Raw genomic sequence first — 20,444 nt, 5'->3', positions numbered from 1 at the left:
CAGAGTTGGGAGAGGGTTCAGTGAGCGTCAAGATCGCCGACACGGCCGAGCAGTCCGAGGACCGCGTGAAGGTGGTCTTCATCGGAGGACTTGGCCGCAGCGGCACGACGCTCCTGGAGCGCCTGCTGGGACAGCTGCCGGGGGTGATGCCGCTGGGCGAGATCACCCACCTGTGGGAACGCGACCTGCGCGGCAACGAGATGTGCGCCTGCGGGGCGACGTTCTCGCACTGCGAGTTCTGGGAGCGGGTCGGCAACTCCGCCTTCGGCTCCTGGGAGGCGGTCGACGTCGAACGGATCAACGCGCTCAAGGCCACCATCGACCGGACCCGCCACATCCCGGCGCTGGCCTCGAAGAAGCTGGCTCCCGCCCAGCACCAGCTGGTGAGTGAGTACGCCGGCTACTTCGAGAAGATCTACACCGCCGCCGCCAAGGACACCAACGCGCGACTCATCGTCGACTCCTCCAAGCACGCCTCCCTCGCGTACTGCCTGCGCTGGTCCCCCAATATCGACCTGCGGGTCATGCACGTGGTGCGGGACGCCCGCGGCGTCGCCTACTCCTGGACCAAGCAGGTTCGCCGCCCCGAATCGCCCACGGGCGACCAGATGACCCGCTACTCCCCCGCCAAGGCCGCGATCCTGTGGAACGCGCAGAACGCCGCGTTCAGCCTGCTGGCCCGGCGCGGAGTGCCGGTGCGCCGGGTCCGCTACGAGCGGATCATCCAGCGCCCCAGGAAGGTCATCGCCTCGCTGGCGCGCTTCTGCGATCTCGACCTGGTCGAGACGGACCTGAACTTCATCGGCGACGGCTGGGCCGACCTGGGCCCGAGCCACTCCGCGGCCGGGAACCCGATGCGGTTCACCGTGGGGCGCATTCCGATCAGGTCCGACGAGGCCTGGACCGAGGACATGCCCGACGGCACCCGCCGCATGGTCTCGACGCTGACGCGGCCGCTGCTGGGCCGCTACGGCTACCTCAATGAGGACGAAATACTCCCCGAGGAGCAGCCGCTCCAGACCGGAAGGACGGCCGGCGGTGAGTGATTGGCCCTCGGTCGGGGTGGTCATCCCGACCCACGACCGGCCCGAGCAGATGCGCGAGGCGCTCCGCTCGGTGCTCACCCAGTTCTACCCCGGCGACCTCGAGGTCGTCGTGGTCTACGACCGGGCCAAGCCGGACGAGACCGTCGCGGCAGGCGGCGAACGGCCGGTGCGGGTGATGAAGAACCAGCGCACCCCCGGCCTGTCCGGGGCCCGCAATACCGGGATCACCGCGCTGGACACCGAACTGGTGGCGTTCCTCGACGATGACGACGAATGGCTGCCGGGCAAACTCACCGCGCAGGTCCAGGCGCTCGGCACCGCCGCCGAGATGTGCACGACCGCGATCGAGGTGGACTACCGGGGCCGCCGCAACGCGCGCCTGGCGCAGCGCACCACGGTGCGCCACGTCGACCTGCTTCGCTCGCGCATGATGATGCTCCACTCCTCGACATTCCTGTTCCGCCGCTCCGCGCTGCTGGGCGGCCTGGGCATGGTTTCCGAGGACGCGCCCGGCAGCCAGAACGAGGACTGGGACATGCTGCTGCGGGCGGCCCGGCGCCGCCCCATCGCGCACGTCGACACCCCTTACGCGCTCATCAACTGGGCGGGCTCGCACTTCGAGACCCGTTGGGACACCAAGATCTCCTCGCTGCGCTGGATCCTCGAACGGCACCCCGAGATCCACGGCAGCCCCGAGGGCGCGTCCCGGGTCTACGGCCAGATCGCCTGCTGGCACGCCGCCATCGGCGACCGCCGCCAGGCCATGAAATGGGCCGTGCGGGCGACCAAGGCCAACCCGGGCGAGCCCAGAGCGGCCGTGGCGGCTGTGGCGTCGGCGGGCCTCATCAGCGTCCCCACGGTCATGGCGGCCCTCCACCGCAGCGGCCGAGGCATCTGACCAGGGCATCAATACCGAACATGCCGGCCCCGGAGCGCAAAGCGCTCCGGGGCCGGTTCCATCTCGCCGATTCGAAAGGGCAACGTGGTACTATCTGTAAGTACATACAACCCTGGGGAGGGCACAATGCGCGAAGTGACCGTACGGGAGTTCTCACACAACCCAAGCGCTTTCTTCGCGCTCGCAGAGAAAGGCAACTCAGTGACGGTGACCAAACGTGGGAGACCGATTGCGATACTGCTCCCCGCCTCCGACCGACTGGGGAAGTACACCGAACTCGTGAAGAGCGGCCAGCTCCAGCTGGCGTCTTTCACGACCGACGACATCGACCGGCGGCCGCTCCATCAGACCGACCAGCCCGACAGCCCGATTCAGACGATCCTCGACATGCGGGACGCCGATGCGGAACGGGAGACGGAGATGCTCCGCATGCTGACGGGTGATGAGGACTGACGTGATTTATCTCGATTCCTGCGCCCTCATCGCCTTGACGATCGAGCGAGACCCAGTGGAAGACCTGATCGAATTCCTGAAGGACCATTCAGGGACTCCGATGGCCACTAGCTCTATCGGATTCGTCGAGACCGTTCGCGGCGCAAGCCACTACGGGCAGTATCCGACGCTCATGGCAGAACTGTCGACGATGTACGGCGAACTGACCATGACTCAGGAGGTTCGTGACATTGCCTCCACGCTGCCCCGGAGCCTGCGGACATTGGACGCCCTGCATGTTGCCACGGCATTGAGCATCGAAGACTATCTGACCTCGCTGGTCAGTTACGATCGCCGCCTGCTCAAGGCCGCTCGCGAGCAGGGGCTCCCCGTAGCCTCTCCTGGCATGGACGACTAACTGAGAACTAGACGGTGGCCCCGAAGCGCTTCGCGCTTCGGGGCCACCGTCTTGCCGAGTTCGCGGCATCTCAACCAGCGCAACGACCCCGGTCCGACACACCGGTGGTCGGCCACCGTCCGTTCATCGCTTGTCCGGTCTTTATTCACGACTTATCGGTGCCTTAACCTCTGCGCGCCTACGGTTCTCCTCATGCCGCGGGGCCCCGGGTCCGGCGGTGCCGCATCCGCTTCCATCGAGGAGGACCCGTTGAGTCTCGCACTCGCGCTCGCCCTGCCAGTCGACCTGTTCGCCATCACCGTTCTCGCCTGCGCGATCTACTACCGGCGCCACCACCGCACCGACCTCGCGCTCGCCTACGTGGCGCTCAATGTCGGCGTCTTCGCCGTGTCGGCGCTCATGCTCTCTCAGCAGGTGAGCCTCGGCCTCGCGTTCGGCCTGTTCGGCGTCCTGTCGATCCTGCGGCTGCGTTCCGACCAGATCTCCCAGCGGGACGTCGGCTACTACTTCACCGCCCTCGCCCTCGGCCTCATCAACGGGATCGGCTCCTCCCGCCCGGCCATCGCGATCGGCTTGAGCGCCCTGCTCGTCGCGGTCATGTACGTCGCCGACCATCCGCGCCTCGCAGGCCGGTCCCGGCACCGCCTGGTCATCCTCGACACCGTCCACCGCGACGAGGCCCGCCTCCGCGAGGATCTACAGCATCGGCTCGACGCGAGGATCCGCAAGTTCGAGGTCATCGACACCGACTACGTGCGCGAGACGATGACCGTCGACGTACGCTTCCAGCCGTTCCCGGCCCCGGTGGCCCAGGCCGAGCGCACCGTCCCGCTGGCGAGGAACCGATGAGCGGCCTGGACGCCTTCCGCGGCATCGGACTCGACGCGGTCATCGCCGCCGCCGACCTCCAGACCCGCGTCGACACCAAGTACCTGCTGGCCCCGGAGCAGTACCGGCGGTTCCGAGACGCCTTGGCGGCCACGGGGACCTGGGCCTGCCTGGACATCGACGGCAGGCGACGATTCGCCTACGAATCGGTCTACTTCGACACCCCGGACCTGTTGACCTACCGGCAGCACCGCCAGGGCCGCCGGCGCCGCTTCAAGGTCCGCACCCGAACCTACGTCGACTCCGGGGACTGCGCCTTCGAGGTCAAACTCAAGGGCGCCCGCCAGGACACCGTCAAGGAACGGCTGCCCTACCGAGCCGCCGACGCCGGGCGGATCGCCCCCGACGCGGCCGAGCACCTGGCCCGGACCCTGTGGGAGGCCTACGGCATGGCCGTCCCGGCCGGGATGGCCCCGCGGCTTCGCACCGACTACCGGCGGCACACGCTCGTGAACCTCGCCGAGGACACCCGCGTCACCTGCGACGAGGACCTGCGCTGCGTCGCTAGCGAGGCGACGGTGGCGTCGCGACCCATGCACCTGGTCGAGGTGAAGGCGGCCCGGCCCGGAGGCACGGCCGACCGCATCCTGTGGGCGATGGGGGCCCGCCCGGAATCGATCAGCAAGTACTGCCTGGCCGTCTCGGTGCTCTCGCCCGGAGTGCGGGCGAATCCGTGGGCGCGGGCCCGACGCGAATGCTTCGGGCCCAACCTGGCTCTGATCTAACCGAGTTCGAGTCTGATGAGAGCGCCGACGCCTCCCGTGCCCTGGCCGAACACGAGCCGGCCGCCCGAGGCGTCGGCGGCGCGCCGGGCGATGTCGAGTCCGAGCCCGGTCGAACCGCCCTCGCTGGCGCCCCGATTGAACACCGCCAGGTTCGGCAGGCCCGGACCCTCGTCGGCCACGTCCACGGTGGCGCCGCCCTCGTAGCGCGGCGTCAACCGCACCTCGAACGCGGTCCCGTCGGGGGTGTGCGCGAAGACGTTGGCCAGCAGCGAATCCATGGCGGCGGCGAGCTCGGCGGCCGACAGCGACACCGGCAGCGGGCCGGGGGCGAGCCGCACCCGGCACTCGCGGGCGGTGTCCTCGGCCAGGGCCGACCAGAACTCGACGCGCTCGGCCACCACCGCCGCCGCGTCGCACGTCCCGGCCTCGGCCGGATTGCGGGCATCCTCGATGGCCGCGTTGACGGCCCGCTCGACCTCGCCCACCGCCTGCTCGATCGTCTCGCGCTCGGCCCGATCGCGCAACGCCTCGGTCTCCAGGCGCAGCACCGTGAGCGGGGTGCGAAGCCGATGGGAGAGGTCGGCGACGCGCTCGCGCTCGCCCTCGAGCAGCTCCTTGATCTGCTCCGCAAGGGTGTTCAACGCCGTGCCGACATTGCGCAGCTCCGCCGGACCCGACGCGTCCGCCCGCGCATCCAGATCCCCGCCCGCGAGGCGGTGCGAGACGGCCGCCAGATCGTTCAGCGGCACCAGCAGCAACCGCGCGAACCGCGAGGCCAGCAGCAGCCCGAAAGCCAAGAGCGCCACCGCGATCGCCCCGAGCAGCAGCCAAGACCGACCGACTCCGGCTGTCAACTGGTCATCGCTGACATAGATGCGCACGACGGCTGAACCGTCGGCCAGACCGATGCCGTACAGGATCTCGCGGCCGCCGGCGGTCTCGGCGGTGAACGACTGTCCGCGCGCGGCCAACTCCACCGCGTTCGACCGGGGCACCTGCTCACCCGTGACGGTGCCGTCCGGCCAGAACACGGTGACCGGGTACGCCCCGGACGCGTTGTAGGTCTGCACGACGTTCTCGACGCGGCCCACATCGCCGGTGCTCACGATCGGGGTCAGCAGCTGACCCTCCTGTTCGGCACTCGCGATGGCCTCCTGTGCGGCGCTGTTCTTCAGCAGGATCGCCATGGGGATCGCGAAGGCCAGCAGGATCAGGGTCGCGGTGGCGCCGACCAGGAGCGTCAGCCGGGCCCTCATTGCGCACTCCCCTCGGCCGGATCCACGATCTTGACGCCGACGCCGCGCACCGTGTGCAGGAAGCGCGGGGCCTGCGCGGTCTCGCCGAGCTTGCGGCGCAGCCACGCCAGATGCACGTCGACGGTCTTGTCCGCGCCGCCGAACGGCAGGTCCCACACGTCCGTGAGCAACTGCCTCTTCGCGACCACCTCACCGGCCCGGGCCGCCAGGTAATACAGCAGGTCGAACTCCTTGGGGCTCAACTCCAGTGCCCGCCCGTCCAGGTATGCCGAGCGCCCGCGCGGATCGATCCGCAAGGGCCCCACCGACACCGTCGGATCCACCGACGCGGCTGATCCGCCCCCGACCCGACGCAGCACCGCCTGAATCCGGGCGTCGAGCTGCTTCGCGGTGAACGGCTTGACCACGTAGTCGTCGGCGCCCGAACCGAGGACCCGCACGATCTCCTCCTCGTCGTCCCGGGCGGTCGCCACGATCACCGGCACGTCCGAGACGCCACGGAGCATCCGAAGCATCTGGGCCCCATCGAGATCGGGCAGCCCGAGATCGAGCACGACCAGGTCGGGCCGGTGGTCGATCGCAGCCCGCAGACCGGTCATCGCATCGGGTGCGGAGGCGACCTGATGGTTCAGGTCGCGCAGGCTCCGCAGCAGCGCGGTGCGGACCCGTTCATCGTCCTCGATCAGCAGCAATTGGGCCATGGCCGGAACTCTATGCGGCGAACGCCCTCCGAATCCACCCCGCCGACGTGAACTGAGAAGGCTTAGAGCCGCCTTATCGCCGTCTTAACCGTGTCCCGGGCAAGCTGGTTCCATGCAGAGGAAATGGGTAGTGACCGGATGGATGGCGGCCGCCGCCGTGGCAGTGGTGGCGGGGATCGGCGCGGTCGCGCTGGCCCAGGGAGGCACCCTCGATCCGCCGACCGAGCCGATGTCCGAGGAGAGCGTCCAGCAGGCACTCGATGACAGCGAGTCGAACCAGCCGAGCGACGATGCCTCGGCGAGCGAGTCGCCCTCCCCCACCCCGTCCGACGAGCCGGACGCGACGCCGAGTCCCGGTGCCGGAGAACAGGTCTTCGGCGGCGCGGGCGGCACCTTCCTCGCCAGCTGCGACGGCACCCAGGTGACCATCGAATCGTGGACCCCGTCCCAGGGCTGGCAGGTCAGCAATGTCGAGTCCGTACCGGCCGCGGACGCGGAGATCGAGTTCGAGAGCGAGTCCGACGAGGAGGAGTACTCGGTGCGCTGCGTCGACGGTGTCCCACAGCTGGGTTCGGCAGACGACGACACTGGTGACGACAGCGGCGACGACGGCTGAGCACCGAAAAGAGAGCGGCCCCGGAACCGAAGTTCCGGGGCCGCTCTCTCGGTGCGCCATTAAGAAGGACTAGCCCTTCTTGCGGAGCTCCTCTTCGTTCTTGTGAAGGTCTTCCAGGCCACCGCACATGAAGAAGGCCTGCTCGGGGAAGTGGTCGTACTCCCCTTCGGCGATCTTCTTGAAGGCCTCGACGGTCTCCTTGACGGGGACGAACGAGCCGTCCACGCCGGTGAACTGCTTCGCCGCGAACGTGTTCTGCGACAGGAAGCGCTCGATACGGCGGGCGCGACCCACGACCAGCTTGTCCTCTTCGGAAAGCTCGTCCATACCGAGGATGGCGATGATGTCCTGCAGCTCGTTGTACTTCTGCAGGATCTGCTTCACCTGGCCGGCGACGGCGTAGTGCTCCGAACCGACGACCTCGGGCTCCAGAATTCGGGAGTTCGAGGCCAGCGGGTCGATCGCCGGGTAGATGCCCTTGTCGGAGATCTTCCGCTCCAGGTTCGTCGTCGCGTCCAGGTGGGTGAACGCGGTGAACGGCGCCGGGTCGGTGTAGTCGTCCGCGGGAACGTAGACGGCCTGCATCGAGGTGATGGCCTTGCCTCGCAGCGAGGTGATGCGCTCCTGGAGCTCACCCATCTCGTCCGCCAGGGTCGGCTGGTAACCCACGGCCGAGGGCATGCGGCCCAGCAGGGCCGAGACCTCGGAGCCGGCCTGGGTGAACCGGAAGATGTTGTCGATGAAGAGCAGCACCTCCTGGTTCTTGACGTCACGGAAGTACTCCGCCATCGTCAGGGCCGACAGGGCGACGCGAAGACGCACGCCCGGCGGCTCGTCCATCTGGCCGTAGACCAGGGAGGTCTTCTCCAGCACGCCCGCCTCGCCCATTTCGGCGATGAGGTCGTTGCCCTCACGGGTGCGCTCGCCGACACCGGCGAACACGGAGGACCCGCCGAAGTTCTGAGCCACACGGATGATCATCTCCTGGATGAGCACCGTCTTGCCCACGCCGGCGCCGCCGAACAGGCCGATCTTGCCGCCCTTGACGTACGGGGCGAGCAGGTCGATGGCCTTGATGCCAGTCTCCAGCATCTCGGTCTTCGGTTCCAGCTGCGCGAACGCCGGGGCGTGGCGGTGGATGTTCCAGTAGTCGTCGACCTGGAGCTCTTCGCCCTCTTCGAGGTTGAGGCACTCGCCGATCGCGTTGAAGACCTTGCCCTTGATGCCGTCACCGACGGGCACCTTGATCTGGTCTCCGGTGTCGGTCACCTTGGCGCCGCGGACGAGGCCGTCGGTCGGGGCCATGCAGATCGCACGGACTCGGTTGTCGCCGAGGTGCTGCGCGACCTCCATCGTGAGCCGATTCGCTTCGCCGGTGTAGTCAATATTGACGTGCAGCGCGTTGAAGATCTTCGGGATGGCGTTGCGCGGGAACTCGACGTCGACGACCGGCCCGATGACCCGTACGACGCGTCCCACTCCATCAGTGTCAGTCATCGTTACTCTCTTCCTGCGGCGGAAAGGGCACTGGCCCCACCCACGATTTCGCTGATCTCCTGCGTGATCGCCGCCTGCCGCGCCGCGTTCGCGCTCCGCCGCAGGGTCTTGATCATCTCATCGGCATTGTCGGTCGCGGCCTTCATGGCTCGACGCCTCGACGCTGACTCGCTGGCCGCGGCGTCGATCAATGCCGCGTAGATGCGAGTCGTGAGGTATTTCGGCAGCAGCGCGTCGAGCAGTGCTTCCGGGTTCGGTTCGAAGTCGTAGTCCGGCAGCAGCACATGCTCATCGAGCTCGTGCTCCTCCACCTCTTCGACTTCGAGCGGCGCCATCTGCCGCGGTTCGGGGACCTGCGTCAGCAGTGACACGAACCTGGTGTGAACAATGTGAAGTTCGTCCACACCGAGGATACCGTCCTCGCCCGGGCCCTCGCCATCATCGTCCGCGCCGGCCATGAAGGCGGCCAGCAGCGTCCTGGTGATCTCCTGCGCATCCGAAACCTTCGGCTGCTCGGAGAACCCGGTCCACGACGCCTCGATCGGGCGGTCGCGGAACTGGTAGTAGGCCACGCCGCGGCGGCCGGCCACGTATAGCACCGGCACCTTGCCCTCTTCGGACAGGCGCGTGATCAACGACTCCGCGGTCTTGAGGGCGTTGGCGTTGTACGCGCCGCACATCCCCTTGTCCGCGGTCACTACCAGGACGCCGGCCCGTTTGGGGATGCGGCGCTGCTGGAGCAGCGGGTGGTTGATCGAGGCGTTGGACGCCAGCGACGTCATCACGGAGGTCATGGCCCGGGAATACGGCAGCGAGGCCGCCACCCGTTCCTGTGCCTTGGCGATGCGGCTCGTGGCCACCAGTTCCATCGCCTTGGTGATCTTCTTGATGGACTGGGTGGACTTGAGCCGCTGCCGCAGCACTCGAAGCTGCGCTGACATGGCTAACCCTTCTTGACGCGCTTGACGGTCTCGACGTCGACTTCGCCCTCGAGTGCGTCCTCGGGCTCGTCGCTGACGTTCAGGTTGTCGGCCGAGGACTTGAACATCCGCTTGAACTTGGCGACGGCGTTCTTGAGGCTCTCCTCAATGTCGCCGGTGACCTTGACCTTGCCCTCGTTGAGGGTGGCGACGACGTCCGCGTGGTTCGCGCGCATGTAGGTGAGGAACTCGGACTCGAAACGAGCGACCTCTCCGACCGGGATGTCGTCGAGCTGACCGGCGGTGCCGGCCCAGATCGAGATGGTCTCCTCGCCCATCGGGAGCGGCGCCGCCACACCCTGCTTGAGCAGTTCGACCATCCGCAGACCGCGCTCGAGCTGCGCCTTGGAGGCCGCGTCGAGGTCGGAGGCGAAGGCCGCGAAGGCCTCCAGCTCGCGGTACTGAGCCAGGTCCAGACGCAGGCTACCGGCGACGGAGCGCATGCCCTTGGTCTGGGCCGCGCCACCGACACGGGAGACGGACGTACCGACGTTGATGGCCGGACGCACACCCGAGTTGAACAGGCCCTCTTCGAGGTAGACCTGGCCGTCGGTGATCGAGATGACGTTGGTCGGGATGAACTGCGAGATGTCGCCGGCCTTGGTCTCGATGATCGGCAGACCGGTCATCGAACCCGCGCCGAGCTCGTCGGACAGCTTCGCGCAACGCTCCAGCAGACGGGAGTGCAAGTAGAAGACGTCGCCGGGGAAGGCCTCGCGGCCCGGGGGACGACGCAGCAGCAGCGACACGGTGCGGTAGGCCTCGGCCTGCTTCGACAGGTCGTCGAAGACGATGAGGACGTGCTTGCCGCCGTACATCCAGTGCTGTCCGATGGACGAACCGGTGTAGGGCGCCAAGTACTTCAGACCGGCCGGCTCGTCCGCGTTCGCGGTGACGATGGTGGTGTACTCCATCGCGCCGTGCGCTTCGAGCATGCCCTTGATGCCGGCGACCGTCGAGCCCTTCTGGCCGATGGCGACGTAGATGCAGCGCAGCTGCTTCTTCGGGTCACCGGACTCCCAGTTGGCCTTCTGGTTGATGATCGTGTCGATGCAGACCTGGGTCTTACCGGTCTTGCGGTCGCCGATGATCAGCTGACGCTGGCCGCGGCCGATCGGGGTCATCGCGTCGATGGCCTTGATGCCGGTCTCGACCGGCTCGGACACCGACTGGCGGTTGATGACGTTGGGAGCCTGGAGTTCGAGCTCGCGCTCGCCCTCGGCCTCGATCTCGCCCAGGTCGTCGATGGGGTTGCCCAGGGCGTCGACGACGCGGCCCAGGAACTTGTCGCCGACCGGGACGGACAGGACCTTGCCGGTCCGCTTCACGGACTGGCCCTCGGCGACCTTGACCGGGTCGCCCAGGAGGACGGCGCCGATCTCGCGGACGTCGAGGTTCAGGGCCAGGCCCATCACGCCGCCCTCGAATTCGAGGAGCTCGTTGGCCATCGCCGAGGGAAGTCCCTCAACGATCGCGATGCCGTCGCCTGCGCTGGTGACGGTACCGACCTCTTCGCGCGAGACCTCCGGCCGGTACGACGAGACGTAGTCGTCAAGCGCACTACGAATCTCGTCGGAGGAGATGGTCAATTCAGCCATCTGAACGTTATCCCTTTCAATAGTTACCGGCTGGATCTCAGCGTCCGGCCAAGGCTTGGCGGGCTTCGTCGAGGCGCCGCGAGACGGTTCCGTCCCACAGCTCCGAGCCGACTTGCACTCGGATGCCCCCGACGATCTCGGGGTCGACGGTGAGCTTCAAAGCCACCGGACGACCGTAGACGAGGCTGAGCTTGGCGGCGAGTTTCCGCTCGCCCGACTCGTCGATCGGCGTGGCCACGGTTACGTAGGCCACGGCCTCATCGCGGGCCGCAGCGGCGGCCTCGATCAGGTAGGCGAGCGAGGCGTGGAAGCCCCGGCCGCCGATGCCGTAGCAGGCGGCGGCCGCGAGCTTCACCGTCTCCGGTTCGGCCTTGCCGTCGAGCAGTTGTACGACCAGGCGGGACCGACCCTCAGGGTCGGTGCCGCTCGAGTCCAATACTGACGACAGTTCCAGGTCACCGTCAACCAGCCGCCCGAAGCGGAACAGCTGGTCTTCGATGTTGGCGAGGGTGCCGCTCTGCTTGCCGGCGTCCAGCAGGGCGCTGATTGCGAGCGTCTCGCAACCGTCGACCAGCTCGGACGGACTACCCCAGCGGCCCTTCACCAGCGTCGCCACGACATCGATCGCGGCGGTGCCGACCTGGTCCGCGAGGAGCCGGCGAACCAGCCCCTCCCGGTCGTCCGCCTCGCGGGCGGGGTCGGACAGGGCGCGACGCAGCCGAGGCTGGTCGACGAGGAACCGTGTCACGTTCAGCAGCTGTTCGCCGCATTCGGTGACCTGCTCGGCCGTGGCCCCGGAGGCGAACGCCTCCAGGGTCTCGCGTCCGGCCTCAGTGCTTTCGCGTCCAGTCGTCGACATCAGCGCGCCCCGCTCGATTCAGTTTCCATCTGTGCGAGGAACTGGTCGACGGTCTCCGTGGTGGAGGCGTCGTCGGCCAGACGCTGGCCGATGATCTTCCCGGCCAGGTCCACGGCCAGGTTGCCGACCTCACTTCGCAGCTCGCGGACGAGCTGCTGGCGCGAGGCCTCGATCTGGGCGTGGCCGGCCGCGATGATGCGGTTGGCCTCCTCGCGGGCGGAGACGAGGATCTCCTCCTTGGCGGCGACGGCGTCGGCACGGGCCTCGTCGCGGATGGCGGCGGCCTCGGATTGGGCCCCCTCCAACTTGCGGCGGTATTCCTCAAGGGTCTGATTGGCCTCTTCTTGCGCCGTCTCAGCCCTTTCGATACCGCCTTCGATCGCATCTACTCGTGCTTCGAAGGTCTTCTCCATACGGGGGAAGACGAACTTCATGAGCACGAAGCACAGCAGACCGAAGGCGATGGCGCCGACGAGCATCTCTTGCCAAATCGGGAAGAGAATCGCCGCGCCTCCTTCTTCTGCCAGAATCATGATCGCTCCGTAAAAGTGTTAGGCCCCGCCGAGGGCGAAGGCGAGAACGAGGCCGAACAGCGCCAGAACCTCGACGAGGGCAAAGCCCATGAACAGCATCGGGCGGGTGATACCGGCCGACTCGGGTTGGCGGGCGGTGGCGGTGATCCACGCGGCGAAGATCAGGGCGACACCGATACCGGGGCCGATCGCAGCGAGGCCGTAACCGATGACGTTGAGGCTGCCTTCCATGGCGTTTTTCTCCTAGGTGTCAGCGTGGCGTGTCCGTCACGCGCACGATGTTGTTCGTTCTTGTAAAACTTCGGAAATCTATGCGGGGTGAAGAGAGAGCGAGTGCTCTCTAGTGCTCGTCCGCAAGGGACCCCTGGATGTACATACCGGTCAGGAGTGTGAAGACATATGCCTGCAGCAGGATGACGATGAGCTCGAAGCCCGTCATGGCGATCCCCATGGCGAAGGAGAGGACGGACATGCCCTGGATGAAGACGTTGCCCGAGTTCAGCAGTTCGAATCCGCCGAGGATGAAGACCAGCAGGATGAGGTGGCCGGCGAACATGTTCGCGAACAGCCGCAGTGCCAGGGTGACCGGCCGCAGGATGATGTTCTGCAGGAACTCGATCGGGATCAGCAGGGGGTAGATGAACCAGGGCGCCCCGGGGGGCACGCAGGTGAGCTGCATGAACTTGATGAAGCCGTGCTTCTTGACGCCGACCCACATGTAGATGGCCCACGACAGGATCGCGAGCGTCGCCGGGAATGCGATGTGCGCCATCGGCGAGATCTGGATACCCGGGACGATTGCCCAGAAGTTCATAACCAGGATGAAGAGGAAAAGGGTGGCGAGATAAGGGGCGAACCTGACGCCGTCCTTCTTGCCCATCAGATCGATCGAAACGGTGTTGCGGATGAATCCGTAAGCGGACTCCGCCAGCCACTGCTTCTTGGTGGGGACGATCTGGGGTTTGCGATAGGCCCACAGGAAGAACACGATGAGAATTGCGATGGTCAGCCATACCCCGAGGGTGATGGTCGTGAACATGTGCGCGAGAGCGGTCTCGCTGAGTCCGGTGAACCAGTCCCGGAAGTCAAAGCTGTGAATGCCGGGTGGGAAGTGGGATTCCTCTGCGGCCAGCACATTGGCTGAGTCGGTCACCGAGTCACGCCTCTCAGTCAGTGTCGGTCAATTACGGCGACATCTGCTTGATCAGCAGGTACATACCTGCTGCAGCACCGACAAGCATCCCTACCAGGAGCCCGACTTTGGGTAGTTCGAGCCATAGGTCGACGAGATATCCGAGTCCACCCCAGAAGATGATCCCGGACAAGAGATACCCCAGAGCGCGCCAGCCCGCTTCCGAACCATCGGGTCCGGGTTTGTCGGGCTTGCCGTCGGGGGTTTTCGGGTCGGCCATGTCGAGGTGAACTCTAACAGGAACTACACAGGATCTCACCAGCGGGCTAGCTGAGACGAGAGTCATCCGTGCGGATTTGTCAACCGTCACGAAACACGCTACAGCCGCCGGTCAGGGCCGTTTTTCGAGCTCGATATAAGGGATTTTCGCACGGAACGTCCAGACGACCTGCACGGTGAGCCAGGTCAGGGCCCCTCCAATGATCCCGAATGCGCTGGGGCGCAATGCGTCCGGAGTGAACTGATCGATCGCCCACAGTGCTGTCCCGAACAGCACCAACTTGATCATGTATGTGAGCAACGCCACCGGCAGAGTGAGACGCACATCAATGTTTTCGGCTGCCGCGATGGCCCAGACGGAACCGGCGAAGCCCAACGCGGCCAATGCCACTCCCCCGCCCGCGCCCGCCGCGCCAACGGCGCCGCCGAAGGCCCAGCCGAGCCCGACGGCGACCAGCAGCGCCAGCCCGGAGGCGATGAAACAGGGTTTGAGGAAACCTCGGGAGGCCCTCATTCGGTGGACTCCAAGGCTTGTGCGACGGGTTTGAGCGCGGCTTCGAGCTGGTCGGCGATCTGGCCGTAGACGCCGCGGTCCATGCCCCACGGGTCGAGCAGGTCGGACTCGGGGTAGTCGCCCTGCCGTTTGGCGGCCTCCGCCACCAGGGCCTTGCCGCGCACGGCGGCGTCGCCCTCGGGCAGTTCGGCCAAGACGTCGGCGGTGATCAAGCCGAACTGGCGTACAAGGAAGGTCCTCTCCCGAGCCTCGGGGAAATGGTCGGCGAGGATCTCCAGGTGGCCCGCGGTGGCGACCAGGATGAGGTCCGAGGACTCGACGTGGGCGCGTTCGATGCGCCTGGCGTGGTGGCCCTGCGAGTCGTAGCCCCGGTCTTCGAGTTCGAAGCGGGAATTGACCTGCATGTCCTCGCCCTCGTGCCAGTTCCCGGTGCCGGCGCCGTGGTTGAACACGTCGTCGCCGGTGAGACCGTCGAGGATGCGCTCGGACATCGGCGACCGGCAGATATTGCCGGTGCACACGTGCAGGACCGAGAACACCGCGGTCACGACTCGGCCGTTTCGGGCTTCTCCGCCTCGGTCGGATCCTCCGGCGGCGCCGATTCCTCGGAAACCTCAGCCTCGGGCTCGGAGTCCTCGGGGCGCTCGCCGGGGCCGTAGCCGTCGGCGTCGAGCACGCCGGGCACGACCTTGCGGAGCTGCTCGACGGTCAAGACGCCCTCGCGCAGGACCTGCGGGGGCTCGGAGACGCAGTCGACGATGGTGGAGGGCAGGTTGTCCTCGCTGGCGCCGGCCTCCAGGTACACCGAGACGTCCGAACCCAATTGGGCCTTGGCGTCGGCGGCGGTCTCGGCGGGCGGCTGCCCGGACTTGTTGGCCGAGGAGACGGCCATCGGGCCGGTCTCCTTGAGCAGTTCGAGCGCCAGCGGGTGCAGCGGCATGCGCACCGCGACGGTGCCGTCGGTGTCGCCCAGGTCCCAGGTCAGGGTCGGCGTGTAGGGCACGACGACGGTGAGCGGTCCCGGCCAGAACGCGTCGATGAGGTCCTTGGCGGACTTCGACATGTCCGAGGCGATCCCGTCGAGGGCGCGCTTGGAGCCGATGAGCACCGGTGGCGCCATGTCCCGGCCGCGGCCCTTCGCCGCCAGCAGCGCACGCACCGCCGTGTGGGAGAAGGCATCGCAGCCGATTCCGTACACGGTGTCGGTCGGGATCACCACTAGCTTGCCGCCACCGACCGCGCGAGCAGCCGACTTGAGACCGGTGGCCCGGTCCTTGATCTTCTTGCAGTTGAACAGCCTCACGGCGACAAGCCTAGCTTTCCCGTCGCGAAGCGCGAGCGGCCCGCCAGGTCCTCGTGATCGGCGACGTCGGTGAAACCGCTGACGCGCAGGATCTCGGGGGCGGCCCGGCCGTGCGTGTCGTCGTGTTCGAAGCCGAACCAGCCGCCCGGACGCAGCCAGCGGCGCGCCCGCGAGGCGAGCGGCTGGATGACCGCGAGCCCGGCCGCGTCCGCGTAGACCGCGCCCGACGGATCGAAGTCGACCTCGGGGGCGACCTCCATGTCCATCGGCACATACGGCGGATTGGCGACGACCAGATCGATGGTCCCGTCGAGTTCGGCGAGCGTCCCCTCGGCGACGGCGTCGGCGAGGACCGGCACGGCCGTGGTGGGGCGCAGATTCGCCTCCATCCACTCGAACGCGTCGGGGTCGACCTCCACGGCCCACACACTGCAGTCGGGCCGCTCGGTGGAGATCGCGTGGGCAATGGCACCCGATCCGGAGCACGCGTCGATGACGGTCCCGCCCTCCGGCAGGTGCTCCAAGGCCCAGTCGACGAGCAGCTCGGTCTCGGGGCGCGGCACGAACACGCCCGGTCCGACCGCGATCTCGCCGTAGCGGAACGGGGCCGAACCGGTCAGGTGCTGGAGCGGCTCGCGCTTGGTGCGCCGCCCCACCAGGTGGTCGAACGACGCGCGCTGCGACTCGGTCGGATCGGGCGCGGTGATGAGCTGCCCGCGCCGGATGCCGGCCACGTGCGCGGCCAGCAGCTCGGCGTCGACCCGGGCCGGGAACACGCCCGACTCGGCCAGCCGCTCGGCCGCCGAGCGGAGGAGCTCGCCCCAATCAGGCATCGGTGCCGGCCATGCGCTCGGCCCGGTCGGCGGCCTGAAGGGCCTCGAACATCTCGGTGAGCTCCCCGTTCATGACGTGGTCGAGGTTGTAGGCGGTGTAGCCGATGCGGTGGTCGGTGAGCCGGTTCTGCGGGAAGTTGTAGGTGCGGATCCGCTCGGAGCGGTCGGCGGTGCGCACCTGCGAACGGCGGGCCTCTCCGGCTGCCGCGGCGGCCTCCTCCTGCTGCTTGGCGAGCAGGCGGGCGCGCAGCACGCGGAGCGCGGCCTCCTTGTTCTGCAGCTGGCTCTTCTGGTCCTGCGAGGTGACCACGACGCCGGTGGGCTCGTGCGTGAGGCGCACGGCCGAGTCGGTGGTGTTGACGGACTGGCCGCCGGGACCGGACGAGCGGTAGACGTCGACCCGGATGTCGTTCATATTGAGTTCGAGGTCGACCTCCTCGGCCTCGGGCATCACCACGACGGCGGCGGCGGAGGTGTGGACGCGGCCCTGAGACTCGGTCGCGGGCACCCGCTGCACGCGGTGGACCCCGCCCTCGAACTTCATGACCGACCAGACGCCATTGCCGCCCTCGGGAGTTCCCTTGGTGCGCACGGCGATCGACGCGTCCTTGATGCCGCCCAGGTCGGTCTCCGCGCGGCCGATGACCTCGACCGCGTAGCCGGCCTGCTCGAAATAGCGCAGGTACATGCGCAGCAGGTCCCCGGCGAACAGGCCGGACTCCTCGCCGCCGGCGCCCGCCTTGATCTCCATGATCACGTCCTTGGAGTCATCGGGGTCGCGCGGGATCATCAGCTCCGCCAGCTTCGACTCCAGACCCGGCAGGTTCGCCTTGATGCGCTCGGCCTCCTCGGCGAACTCGGCGTCCTCGCTCGCCAGCTCAGTGGCCGTCTCCAGGTCCTCTTTAGCCTGCGAAATGTCCGCGGCGGTCTTGGCGATCGGAGTGAGCTCGGCGTAGCGGCGGCCGACGCGCTTGGCCTGGGCGGGGTCGGCGTGCAGGGCGGGGTCGCCCATCTGCGCCTCGAGATCGGAGAACTCGGCGAGGAGCGAGGCCAGGCGGTTGTCGGCGGCGGTAGACATGGTGTGTCCCTTCGGTGGAAAGACCGGGCGAGCAGAAGTAAGAGACGAAAAAACGCAGCGCCCGTGCCAATGACACGAGCGCTGCGCAACAAAGCTACTTGCCGGACTGAGCCTTTTCCTGCGACTTGGCGTAGCGGGCCTTGAACTTGGCCACGCGACCGCCGGTGTCGAGGATGCGCTGCTTGCCCGTGTAGAACGGGTGGCACTTGTTGCAGGTCGCGGCCTGGATCTTGCCGGAGGCCACCGTCGACCGGGTCGTGAAGCTGTTCCCACAGGAACAGGTCACGTCGGTGACGAAGTATTCAGGGTGAATGCCCTGTTTCATTGCTTCCCTTTCTCTCGGTCGCCGGGTCTGCCGTCGCTTCCGCTCGGGCAGTGAACCGGTACCGCATCGTGCCCCGCACCGGGGGCTCTTAGCTTGCAAGTGCGCGACCTGCGCACCGATACTCAATATTAAGCCGTGAGGCCGCTCTCAACCAGAGCGGCCTCACGTCTCACACTTATTCGCTCGGCGTCGTCCGCACGATCGACATCAAGAATTCCGCGTTCGTCTGCGACTTCTTGAGCCGGTCGATGAGCGTGTCGATCGCCTGCTGCGGCTCCAGCGCGGACAGGACCCGGCGGAGCTTCAGCAGCACCGCCTGCTCCTCGGGGCTCATCATGAGCTCGTCCTTGCGGGTGCTCGACTGGTGGACGTCGATGGCCGGGTAGGTGCGCTTCTCGGCGATCTTGCGGTCGAGCTTGAGCTCGGCGTTGCCGGTGCCCTTGAACTCTTCGAAGATGACCGTGTCACCCATGGAGCCGGTCTCGACCAGCGCCGTGGCGATGATCGTCAGCGAACCGCCGTGCTCGATGTTCCGCGCCGCGCCCAGGAATCGCTTCGGCGGGTAGAGCGCCGTCGAGTCGATACCACCGGACAGGATGCGACCCGAGGCGGGCGACGCGTTGTTGTACGCGCGGCCCAGTCTGGTGATCGAGTCGAGCAGCACGACCACGTCGTGGCCGAGTTCGACCAGGCGCTTGGCCCGCTCGATCGCCAGCTCCGCGACGGTGGTGTGGTCCGACGGCGGGCGGTCGAAGGTCGAGGCGATGACCTCGCCCTTCACCGAACGCTGCATGTCGGTGACCTCTTCGGGCCGCTCGTCCGCGAGGACCACCATCAGGTGGCACTCGGGGTTGTTCGTGGTGATCGCGTTCGCGATCGCCTGCAGCACCATCGTCTTACCCGCCTTGGGCGGGGAGACGATGAGGGCGCGCTGGCCCTTGCCGATCGGCGCCACTAGGTCTATAACCCTCGTGGTGAGCGCGTTCGGCTCGGTCTCCAGACGCAGGCGCTCCTGCGGGTAGAGCGGCGTGAGCTTGTAGAACTCGTCGCGCTGCTTGGCGTCGTCAGGGCTCATGCCGTTGACGGTGTCCAGGCGCACGAGCGGGTTGTACTTCTCGCGGCGCTGCTGCTGCTTGCCGCCGCCACCGCCGCTGTTGCCGTTCTCTTCGCCGCCACGGCTGGGCTTGACTGCGCCGGTGATGGCGTCGCCGCGGCGCAGCCGGTGCTTGCGCACCTGCGACATCGAGACGTAGACGTCGTCGGGACCGGCGAGGTACCCGGTGGTGCGGATGAACGCGTAGTTGTCGAGGATGTCGAGGATCCCGGCGACCGGAACGAGCTGTTCGTCGTTCTGGGTGCCACCGGTACGCGGCTCGACGTCTTCGCGACCGTTGCCGCGCTGGCGTCGGTCGGAGCGGTCGCGGCGCTTGCGGCGACGGCCGCCCTCGCCCTGATCGTCACGGTCGCGCTGGTCGCGCGGCTCGCGCGGCTCACGGCGGTCGTCGCGGTCGCGACGCTCGCCCTGTCGCTCGCGCTGCTCGGTGCGGCTCTCGACCTCGACGGTCTCGGCCTCGGCGCGGTTGTCGGTCTGCTCATTGCGGACGCGACGCTCGCGGCGGCGAGTCGGTCGCTCCTCACGGTCCTCATCGGACGACTCGGACTCGGCAGCGGCCGGCGATGCGTCCCTTTCGGTCCGCTCGGCGCGGTCTTCGCGGCGCCGAGGCTGCGGAGGTCCGGCCGGACGAGTGGCGCGGCGGGCAGCCGAGCTGGATTTCTCTTCGGCCTCTTCAGCGCTGGTTCCAGCTGAGCTCGAAGCGGTTTCGGCTTCGGAAGTGTCGACTGTGGTCGACTCGACCTCTGCGATCGGTGATTGTTCGGAGTCAGGCACTGGCGGGGCCTCCTGTTCTGCGCTGGCACCGCCGGTCTCCGAGCCGTCAGCCTGCCGTTCTTGGATGGCGGCGATGAGCTCGCTCTTGCGCATCCGGCCAACGCCGGTGATGCCGAGCGATTGCGCCATCTGCTGGAGCTCGGGCATCAGCATAGAGGCCAAACCGGTTCCTGCCCGGCGGCGCTTCTTGGTCTCCGGGAGAGTTCCCGGAGCCGACGCCGCACTGCTATTCCGGTCCGACGTCGTGCCGGTGGTGTCGCTCAATGGATTCCTTCCCTGGCGGAGAACTTCGAAGGTGAATTCGAGGAGTTTCCGCGTCTTTCAAATAGCCGCAATGCCGATGTTCTGGTTTGCGTCCGGCCATCGCGTCGCACACCGTGCGCTCATAGATTGGTCACGGTGAATCGGTGCAACAGCTGGTACTGGGTACACCCTGGGGCCGCCAGATGGAGGTCCCGGTTGAGGCTTCGCCTCTGGGTCTGTGATTTGCCAGCCGGCGAAGATGATCGACGCGCACGGTGCGACACGTGGTGCTTCGCAGAAGCGAAGTCAGAACTGTGCCATGTCACGCTAGAGCTATGCAAAGTCACAAATCCATGATTGAGGGTGATGACCCAAACAAGAGATCAGGCGTGCGCTGGATGC

At 67.3% G+C, this 20,444-nt stretch carries 24 protein-coding genes; 7 read left to right on the top strand and 17 right to left on the bottom strand.

Going from position 1 to position 20,444, the window contains the following annotated elements; translation table 11 throughout:
* Window positions 1-20: 20 nt before the first annotated feature.
* From FAB82_RS03920 to FAB82_RS03895, 6 genes are all read left to right on the top strand, one after another.
* Window positions 21-1,046: a sulfotransferase gene (locus FAB82_RS03920; RefSeq protein WP_246039437.1), complete on the top strand. Its 1,026-nt coding sequence runs from the start codon at window positions 21-23 to the stop codon at window positions 1,044-1,046.
* Window positions 1,039-1,944, top strand: a complete 906-nt coding sequence (locus tag FAB82_RS03915; RefSeq protein WP_211116355.1) for a glycosyltransferase family 2 protein — start codon at window positions 1,039-1,041, stop codon at window positions 1,942-1,944. Before FAB82_RS03920 ends, FAB82_RS03915 begins: the two co-directional genes overlap by 8 nt.
* A gap of 126 nt (window positions 1,945-2,070) precedes the next feature.
* Entirely contained in the window at window positions 2,071-2,397 is a 327-nt protein-coding gene (locus FAB82_RS03910) for a type II toxin-antitoxin system Phd/YefM family antitoxin (protein ID WP_136533235.1), read from the top strand.
* 1 nt (window position 2,398) lies between these two features.
* Window positions 2,399-2,794 (top strand): type II toxin-antitoxin system VapC family toxin, encoded by a 396-nt coding sequence (locus FAB82_RS03905; RefSeq protein ID WP_136533234.1) that lies wholly within the window; start codon window positions 2,399-2,401, stop codon window positions 2,792-2,794.
* 249 nt (window positions 2,795-3,043) lie between these two features.
* Window positions 3,044-3,643, top strand: a complete 600-nt coding sequence (locus FAB82_RS03900; RefSeq protein ID WP_211116354.1) for a DUF4956 domain-containing protein — start codon at window positions 3,044-3,046, stop codon at window positions 3,641-3,643.
* Window positions 3,640-4,407, top strand: coding sequence for a polyphosphate polymerase domain-containing protein (locus FAB82_RS03895; RefSeq protein WP_136533232.1), 768 nt, complete (start codon window positions 3,640-3,642; stop codon window positions 4,405-4,407). The genes FAB82_RS03900 and FAB82_RS03895 overlap by 4 nt, the downstream gene beginning before the upstream one ends.
* On the opposite strand, the gene FAB82_RS03890 is transcribed toward FAB82_RS03895, so the two are convergent.
* Window positions 4,404-5,663: a HAMP domain-containing sensor histidine kinase gene (locus FAB82_RS03890; RefSeq protein ID WP_136533231.1), complete on the bottom strand. Its 1,260-nt coding sequence runs from the start codon at window positions 5,661-5,663 to the stop codon at window positions 4,404-4,406. The two genes, FAB82_RS03895 and FAB82_RS03890, sit on opposite strands and share 4 nt — an antisense overlap.
* The gene (locus FAB82_RS03885; protein ID WP_136533230.1) at window positions 5,660-6,364 is read right to left on the bottom strand and encodes a response regulator transcription factor; all 705 of its coding nucleotides are present in this window, start codon (window positions 6,362-6,364) and stop codon (window positions 5,660-5,662) included. The genes FAB82_RS03890 and FAB82_RS03885 overlap by 4 nt, the downstream gene beginning before the upstream one ends.
* A gap of 130 nt (window positions 6,365-6,494) precedes the next feature.
* Here FAB82_RS03885 and FAB82_RS03880 point away from each other — a divergent pair, with 130 nt between their 5' ends.
* Window positions 6,495-6,980, top strand: a complete 486-nt coding sequence (locus tag FAB82_RS03880; protein ID WP_136533229.1) for a hypothetical protein — start codon at window positions 6,495-6,497, stop codon at window positions 6,978-6,980.
* A gap of 69 nt (window positions 6,981-7,049) precedes the next feature.
* Here the strand turns inward: FAB82_RS03880 and atpD are convergent, their stop codons facing one another.
* From atpD to rho, 15 genes are all read right to left on the bottom strand, one after another.
* The gene (gene atpD, locus FAB82_RS03875) at window positions 7,050-8,477 is read right to left on the bottom strand and encodes a F0F1 ATP synthase subunit beta (RefSeq protein WP_136533228.1); all 1,428 of its coding nucleotides are present in this window, start codon (window positions 8,475-8,477) and stop codon (window positions 7,050-7,052) included.
* Window positions 8,478-8,479: 2 nt separating this feature from the next.
* Window positions 8,480-9,418 carry a F0F1 ATP synthase subunit gamma gene (locus tag FAB82_RS03870; RefSeq protein WP_136533227.1) on the bottom strand — a complete coding sequence of 313 codons (939 nt, stop codon included), beginning with the start codon at window positions 9,416-9,418 and terminating at the stop codon, window positions 8,480-8,482.
* A 2-nt stretch (window positions 9,419-9,420) separates the two neighbouring features.
* Window positions 9,421-11,055 carry a F0F1 ATP synthase subunit alpha gene (atpA, locus tag FAB82_RS03865; protein ID WP_136533226.1) on the bottom strand — a complete coding sequence of 545 codons (1,635 nt, stop codon included), beginning with the start codon at window positions 11,053-11,055 and terminating at the stop codon, window positions 9,421-9,423.
* Window positions 11,056-11,092: 37 nt separating this feature from the next.
* Entirely contained in the window at window positions 11,093-11,914 is an 822-nt protein-coding gene (locus tag FAB82_RS03860; protein ID WP_136533225.1) for a F0F1 ATP synthase subunit delta, read from the bottom strand.
* The gene (locus FAB82_RS03855) at window positions 11,914-12,447 is read right to left on the bottom strand and encodes a F0F1 ATP synthase subunit B (protein WP_136533224.1); all 534 of its coding nucleotides are present in this window, start codon (window positions 12,445-12,447) and stop codon (window positions 11,914-11,916) included. The genes FAB82_RS03860 and FAB82_RS03855 overlap by 1 nt, the downstream gene beginning before the upstream one ends.
* Before the next feature lie 18 nt (window positions 12,448-12,465).
* On the bottom strand, window positions 12,466-12,678 hold the full coding sequence (locus FAB82_RS03850) for an ATP synthase subunit c family protein (protein ID WP_136533223.1): 213 nt from the start codon (window positions 12,676-12,678) through the stop codon (window positions 12,466-12,468).
* Window positions 12,679-12,787: 109 nt separating this feature from the next.
* Entirely contained in the window at window positions 12,788-13,600 is an 813-nt protein-coding gene (gene atpB, locus FAB82_RS03845) for a F0F1 ATP synthase subunit A (protein WP_136533222.1), read from the bottom strand.
* 31 nt (window positions 13,601-13,631) lie between these two features.
* Window positions 13,632-13,859, bottom strand: a complete 228-nt coding sequence (locus FAB82_RS03840; protein ID WP_136533221.1) for an AtpZ/AtpI family protein — start codon at window positions 13,857-13,859, stop codon at window positions 13,632-13,634.
* Between the two features lie 111 nt (window positions 13,860-13,970).
* Window positions 13,971-14,372: a Cg1360 family ATP-synthase-associated protein gene (locus tag FAB82_RS03835; RefSeq protein WP_136533220.1), complete on the bottom strand. Its 402-nt coding sequence runs from the start codon at window positions 14,370-14,372 to the stop codon at window positions 13,971-13,973.
* Window positions 14,369-14,920: an arsenate reductase/protein-tyrosine-phosphatase family protein gene (locus tag FAB82_RS03830; RefSeq protein WP_136533219.1), complete on the bottom strand. Its 552-nt coding sequence runs from the start codon at window positions 14,918-14,920 to the stop codon at window positions 14,369-14,371. Before FAB82_RS03830 ends, FAB82_RS03835 begins: the two co-directional genes overlap by 4 nt.
* Entirely contained in the window at window positions 14,917-15,675 is a 759-nt protein-coding gene (locus tag FAB82_RS03825) for an L-threonylcarbamoyladenylate synthase (protein WP_136533218.1), read from the bottom strand. The genes FAB82_RS03830 and FAB82_RS03825 overlap by 4 nt, the downstream gene beginning before the upstream one ends.
* Complete coding sequence (gene prmC, locus FAB82_RS03820) at window positions 15,672-16,508, bottom strand: peptide chain release factor N(5)-glutamine methyltransferase (RefSeq protein WP_136533217.1); 837 nt, start codon at window positions 16,506-16,508, stop codon at window positions 15,672-15,674. Before prmC ends, FAB82_RS03825 begins: the two co-directional genes overlap by 4 nt.
* Complete coding sequence (gene prfA / locus FAB82_RS03815; RefSeq protein WP_136533216.1) at window positions 16,501-17,586, bottom strand: peptide chain release factor 1; 1,086 nt, start codon at window positions 17,584-17,586, stop codon at window positions 16,501-16,503. Before prfA ends, prmC begins: the two co-directional genes overlap by 8 nt.
* 94 nt (window positions 17,587-17,680) lie before the next feature.
* Window positions 17,681-17,911 (bottom strand): 50S ribosomal protein L31, encoded by a 231-nt coding sequence (gene rpmE, locus FAB82_RS03810; RefSeq protein WP_136533215.1) that lies wholly within the window; start codon window positions 17,909-17,911, stop codon window positions 17,681-17,683.
* Between the two features lie 175 nt (window positions 17,912-18,086).
* Entirely contained in the window at window positions 18,087-19,952 is a 1,866-nt protein-coding gene (rho, locus tag FAB82_RS03805; RefSeq protein ID WP_211116361.1) for a transcription termination factor Rho, read from the bottom strand.
* Window positions 19,953-20,444: the final 492 nt, after the last annotated feature.

It is taken from the genome of Glycomyces buryatensis (assembly GCF_004912275.1).
Taxonomy (GTDB): domain Bacteria; phylum Actinomycetota; class Actinomycetes; order Mycobacteriales; family Micromonosporaceae; genus Glycomyces; species Glycomyces buryatensis.
The sequence above is the reverse complement of the archived record's forward strand: the minus strand, read 5'-3'. Positions and strand labels throughout refer to the sequence as shown.

What these genes read in the sequence shown, in the direction of transcription:
- prmC (WP_136533217.1), bottom strand. Translation starts at nt 16,508, where the DNA reads ATGCCTGATTGGGGCGAGCTCCTCCGCTCGGCGGCCGAGCGGCTGGCC.
- rho (WP_211116361.1), bottom strand. Translation starts at nt 19,952, where the DNA reads ATGCTGATGCCCGAGCTCCAGCAGATGGCGCAATCGCTCGGCATCACC.
- atpD (WP_136533228.1), bottom strand. Translation starts at nt 8,477, where the DNA reads ATGACTGACACTGATGGAGTGGGACGCGTCGTACGGGTCATCGGGCCG.
- FAB82_RS03840 (WP_136533221.1), bottom strand. Translation starts at nt 13,859, where the DNA reads ATGGCCGACCCGAAAACCCCCGACGGCAAGCCCGACAAACCCGGACCC.
- prfA (WP_136533216.1), bottom strand. Translation starts at nt 17,586, where the DNA reads ATGTCTACCGCCGCCGACAACCGCCTGGCCTCGCTCCTCGCCGAGTTC.
- atpA (WP_136533226.1), bottom strand. Translation starts at nt 11,055, where the DNA reads ATGGCTGAATTGACCATCTCCTCCGACGAGATTCGTAGTGCGCTTGAC.
- FAB82_RS03850 (WP_136533223.1), bottom strand. Translation starts at nt 12,678, where the DNA reads ATGGAAGGCAGCCTCAACGTCATCGGTTACGGCCTCGCTGCGATCGGC.
- FAB82_RS03855 (WP_136533224.1), bottom strand. Translation starts at nt 12,447, where the DNA reads ATGATTCTGGCAGAAGAAGGAGGCGCGGCGATTCTCTTCCCGATTTGG.
- FAB82_RS03910 (WP_136533235.1), top strand. Translation starts at nt 2,071, where the DNA reads ATGCGCGAAGTGACCGTACGGGAGTTCTCACACAACCCAAGCGCTTTC.
- rpmE (WP_136533215.1), bottom strand. Translation starts at nt 17,911, where the DNA reads ATGAAACAGGGCATTCACCCTGAATACTTCGTCACCGACGTGACCTGT.
- FAB82_RS03870 (WP_136533227.1), bottom strand. Translation starts at nt 9,418, where the DNA reads ATGTCAGCGCAGCTTCGAGTGCTGCGGCAGCGGCTCAAGTCCACCCAG.
- FAB82_RS03835 (WP_136533220.1), bottom strand. Translation starts at nt 14,372, where the DNA reads ATGAGGGCCTCCCGAGGTTTCCTCAAACCCTGTTTCATCGCCTCCGGG.
- FAB82_RS03890 (WP_136533231.1), bottom strand. Translation starts at nt 5,663, where the DNA reads ATGAGGGCCCGGCTGACGCTCCTGGTCGGCGCCACCGCGACCCTGATC.
- FAB82_RS03885 (WP_136533230.1), bottom strand. Translation starts at nt 6,364, where the DNA reads ATGGCCCAATTGCTGCTGATCGAGGACGATGAACGGGTCCGCACCGCG.
- FAB82_RS03860 (WP_136533225.1), bottom strand. Translation starts at nt 11,914, where the DNA reads ATGTCGACGACTGGACGCGAAAGCACTGAGGCCGGACGCGAGACCCTG.
- FAB82_RS03895 (WP_136533232.1), top strand. Translation starts at nt 3,640, where the DNA reads ATGAGCGGCCTGGACGCCTTCCGCGGCATCGGACTCGACGCGGTCATC.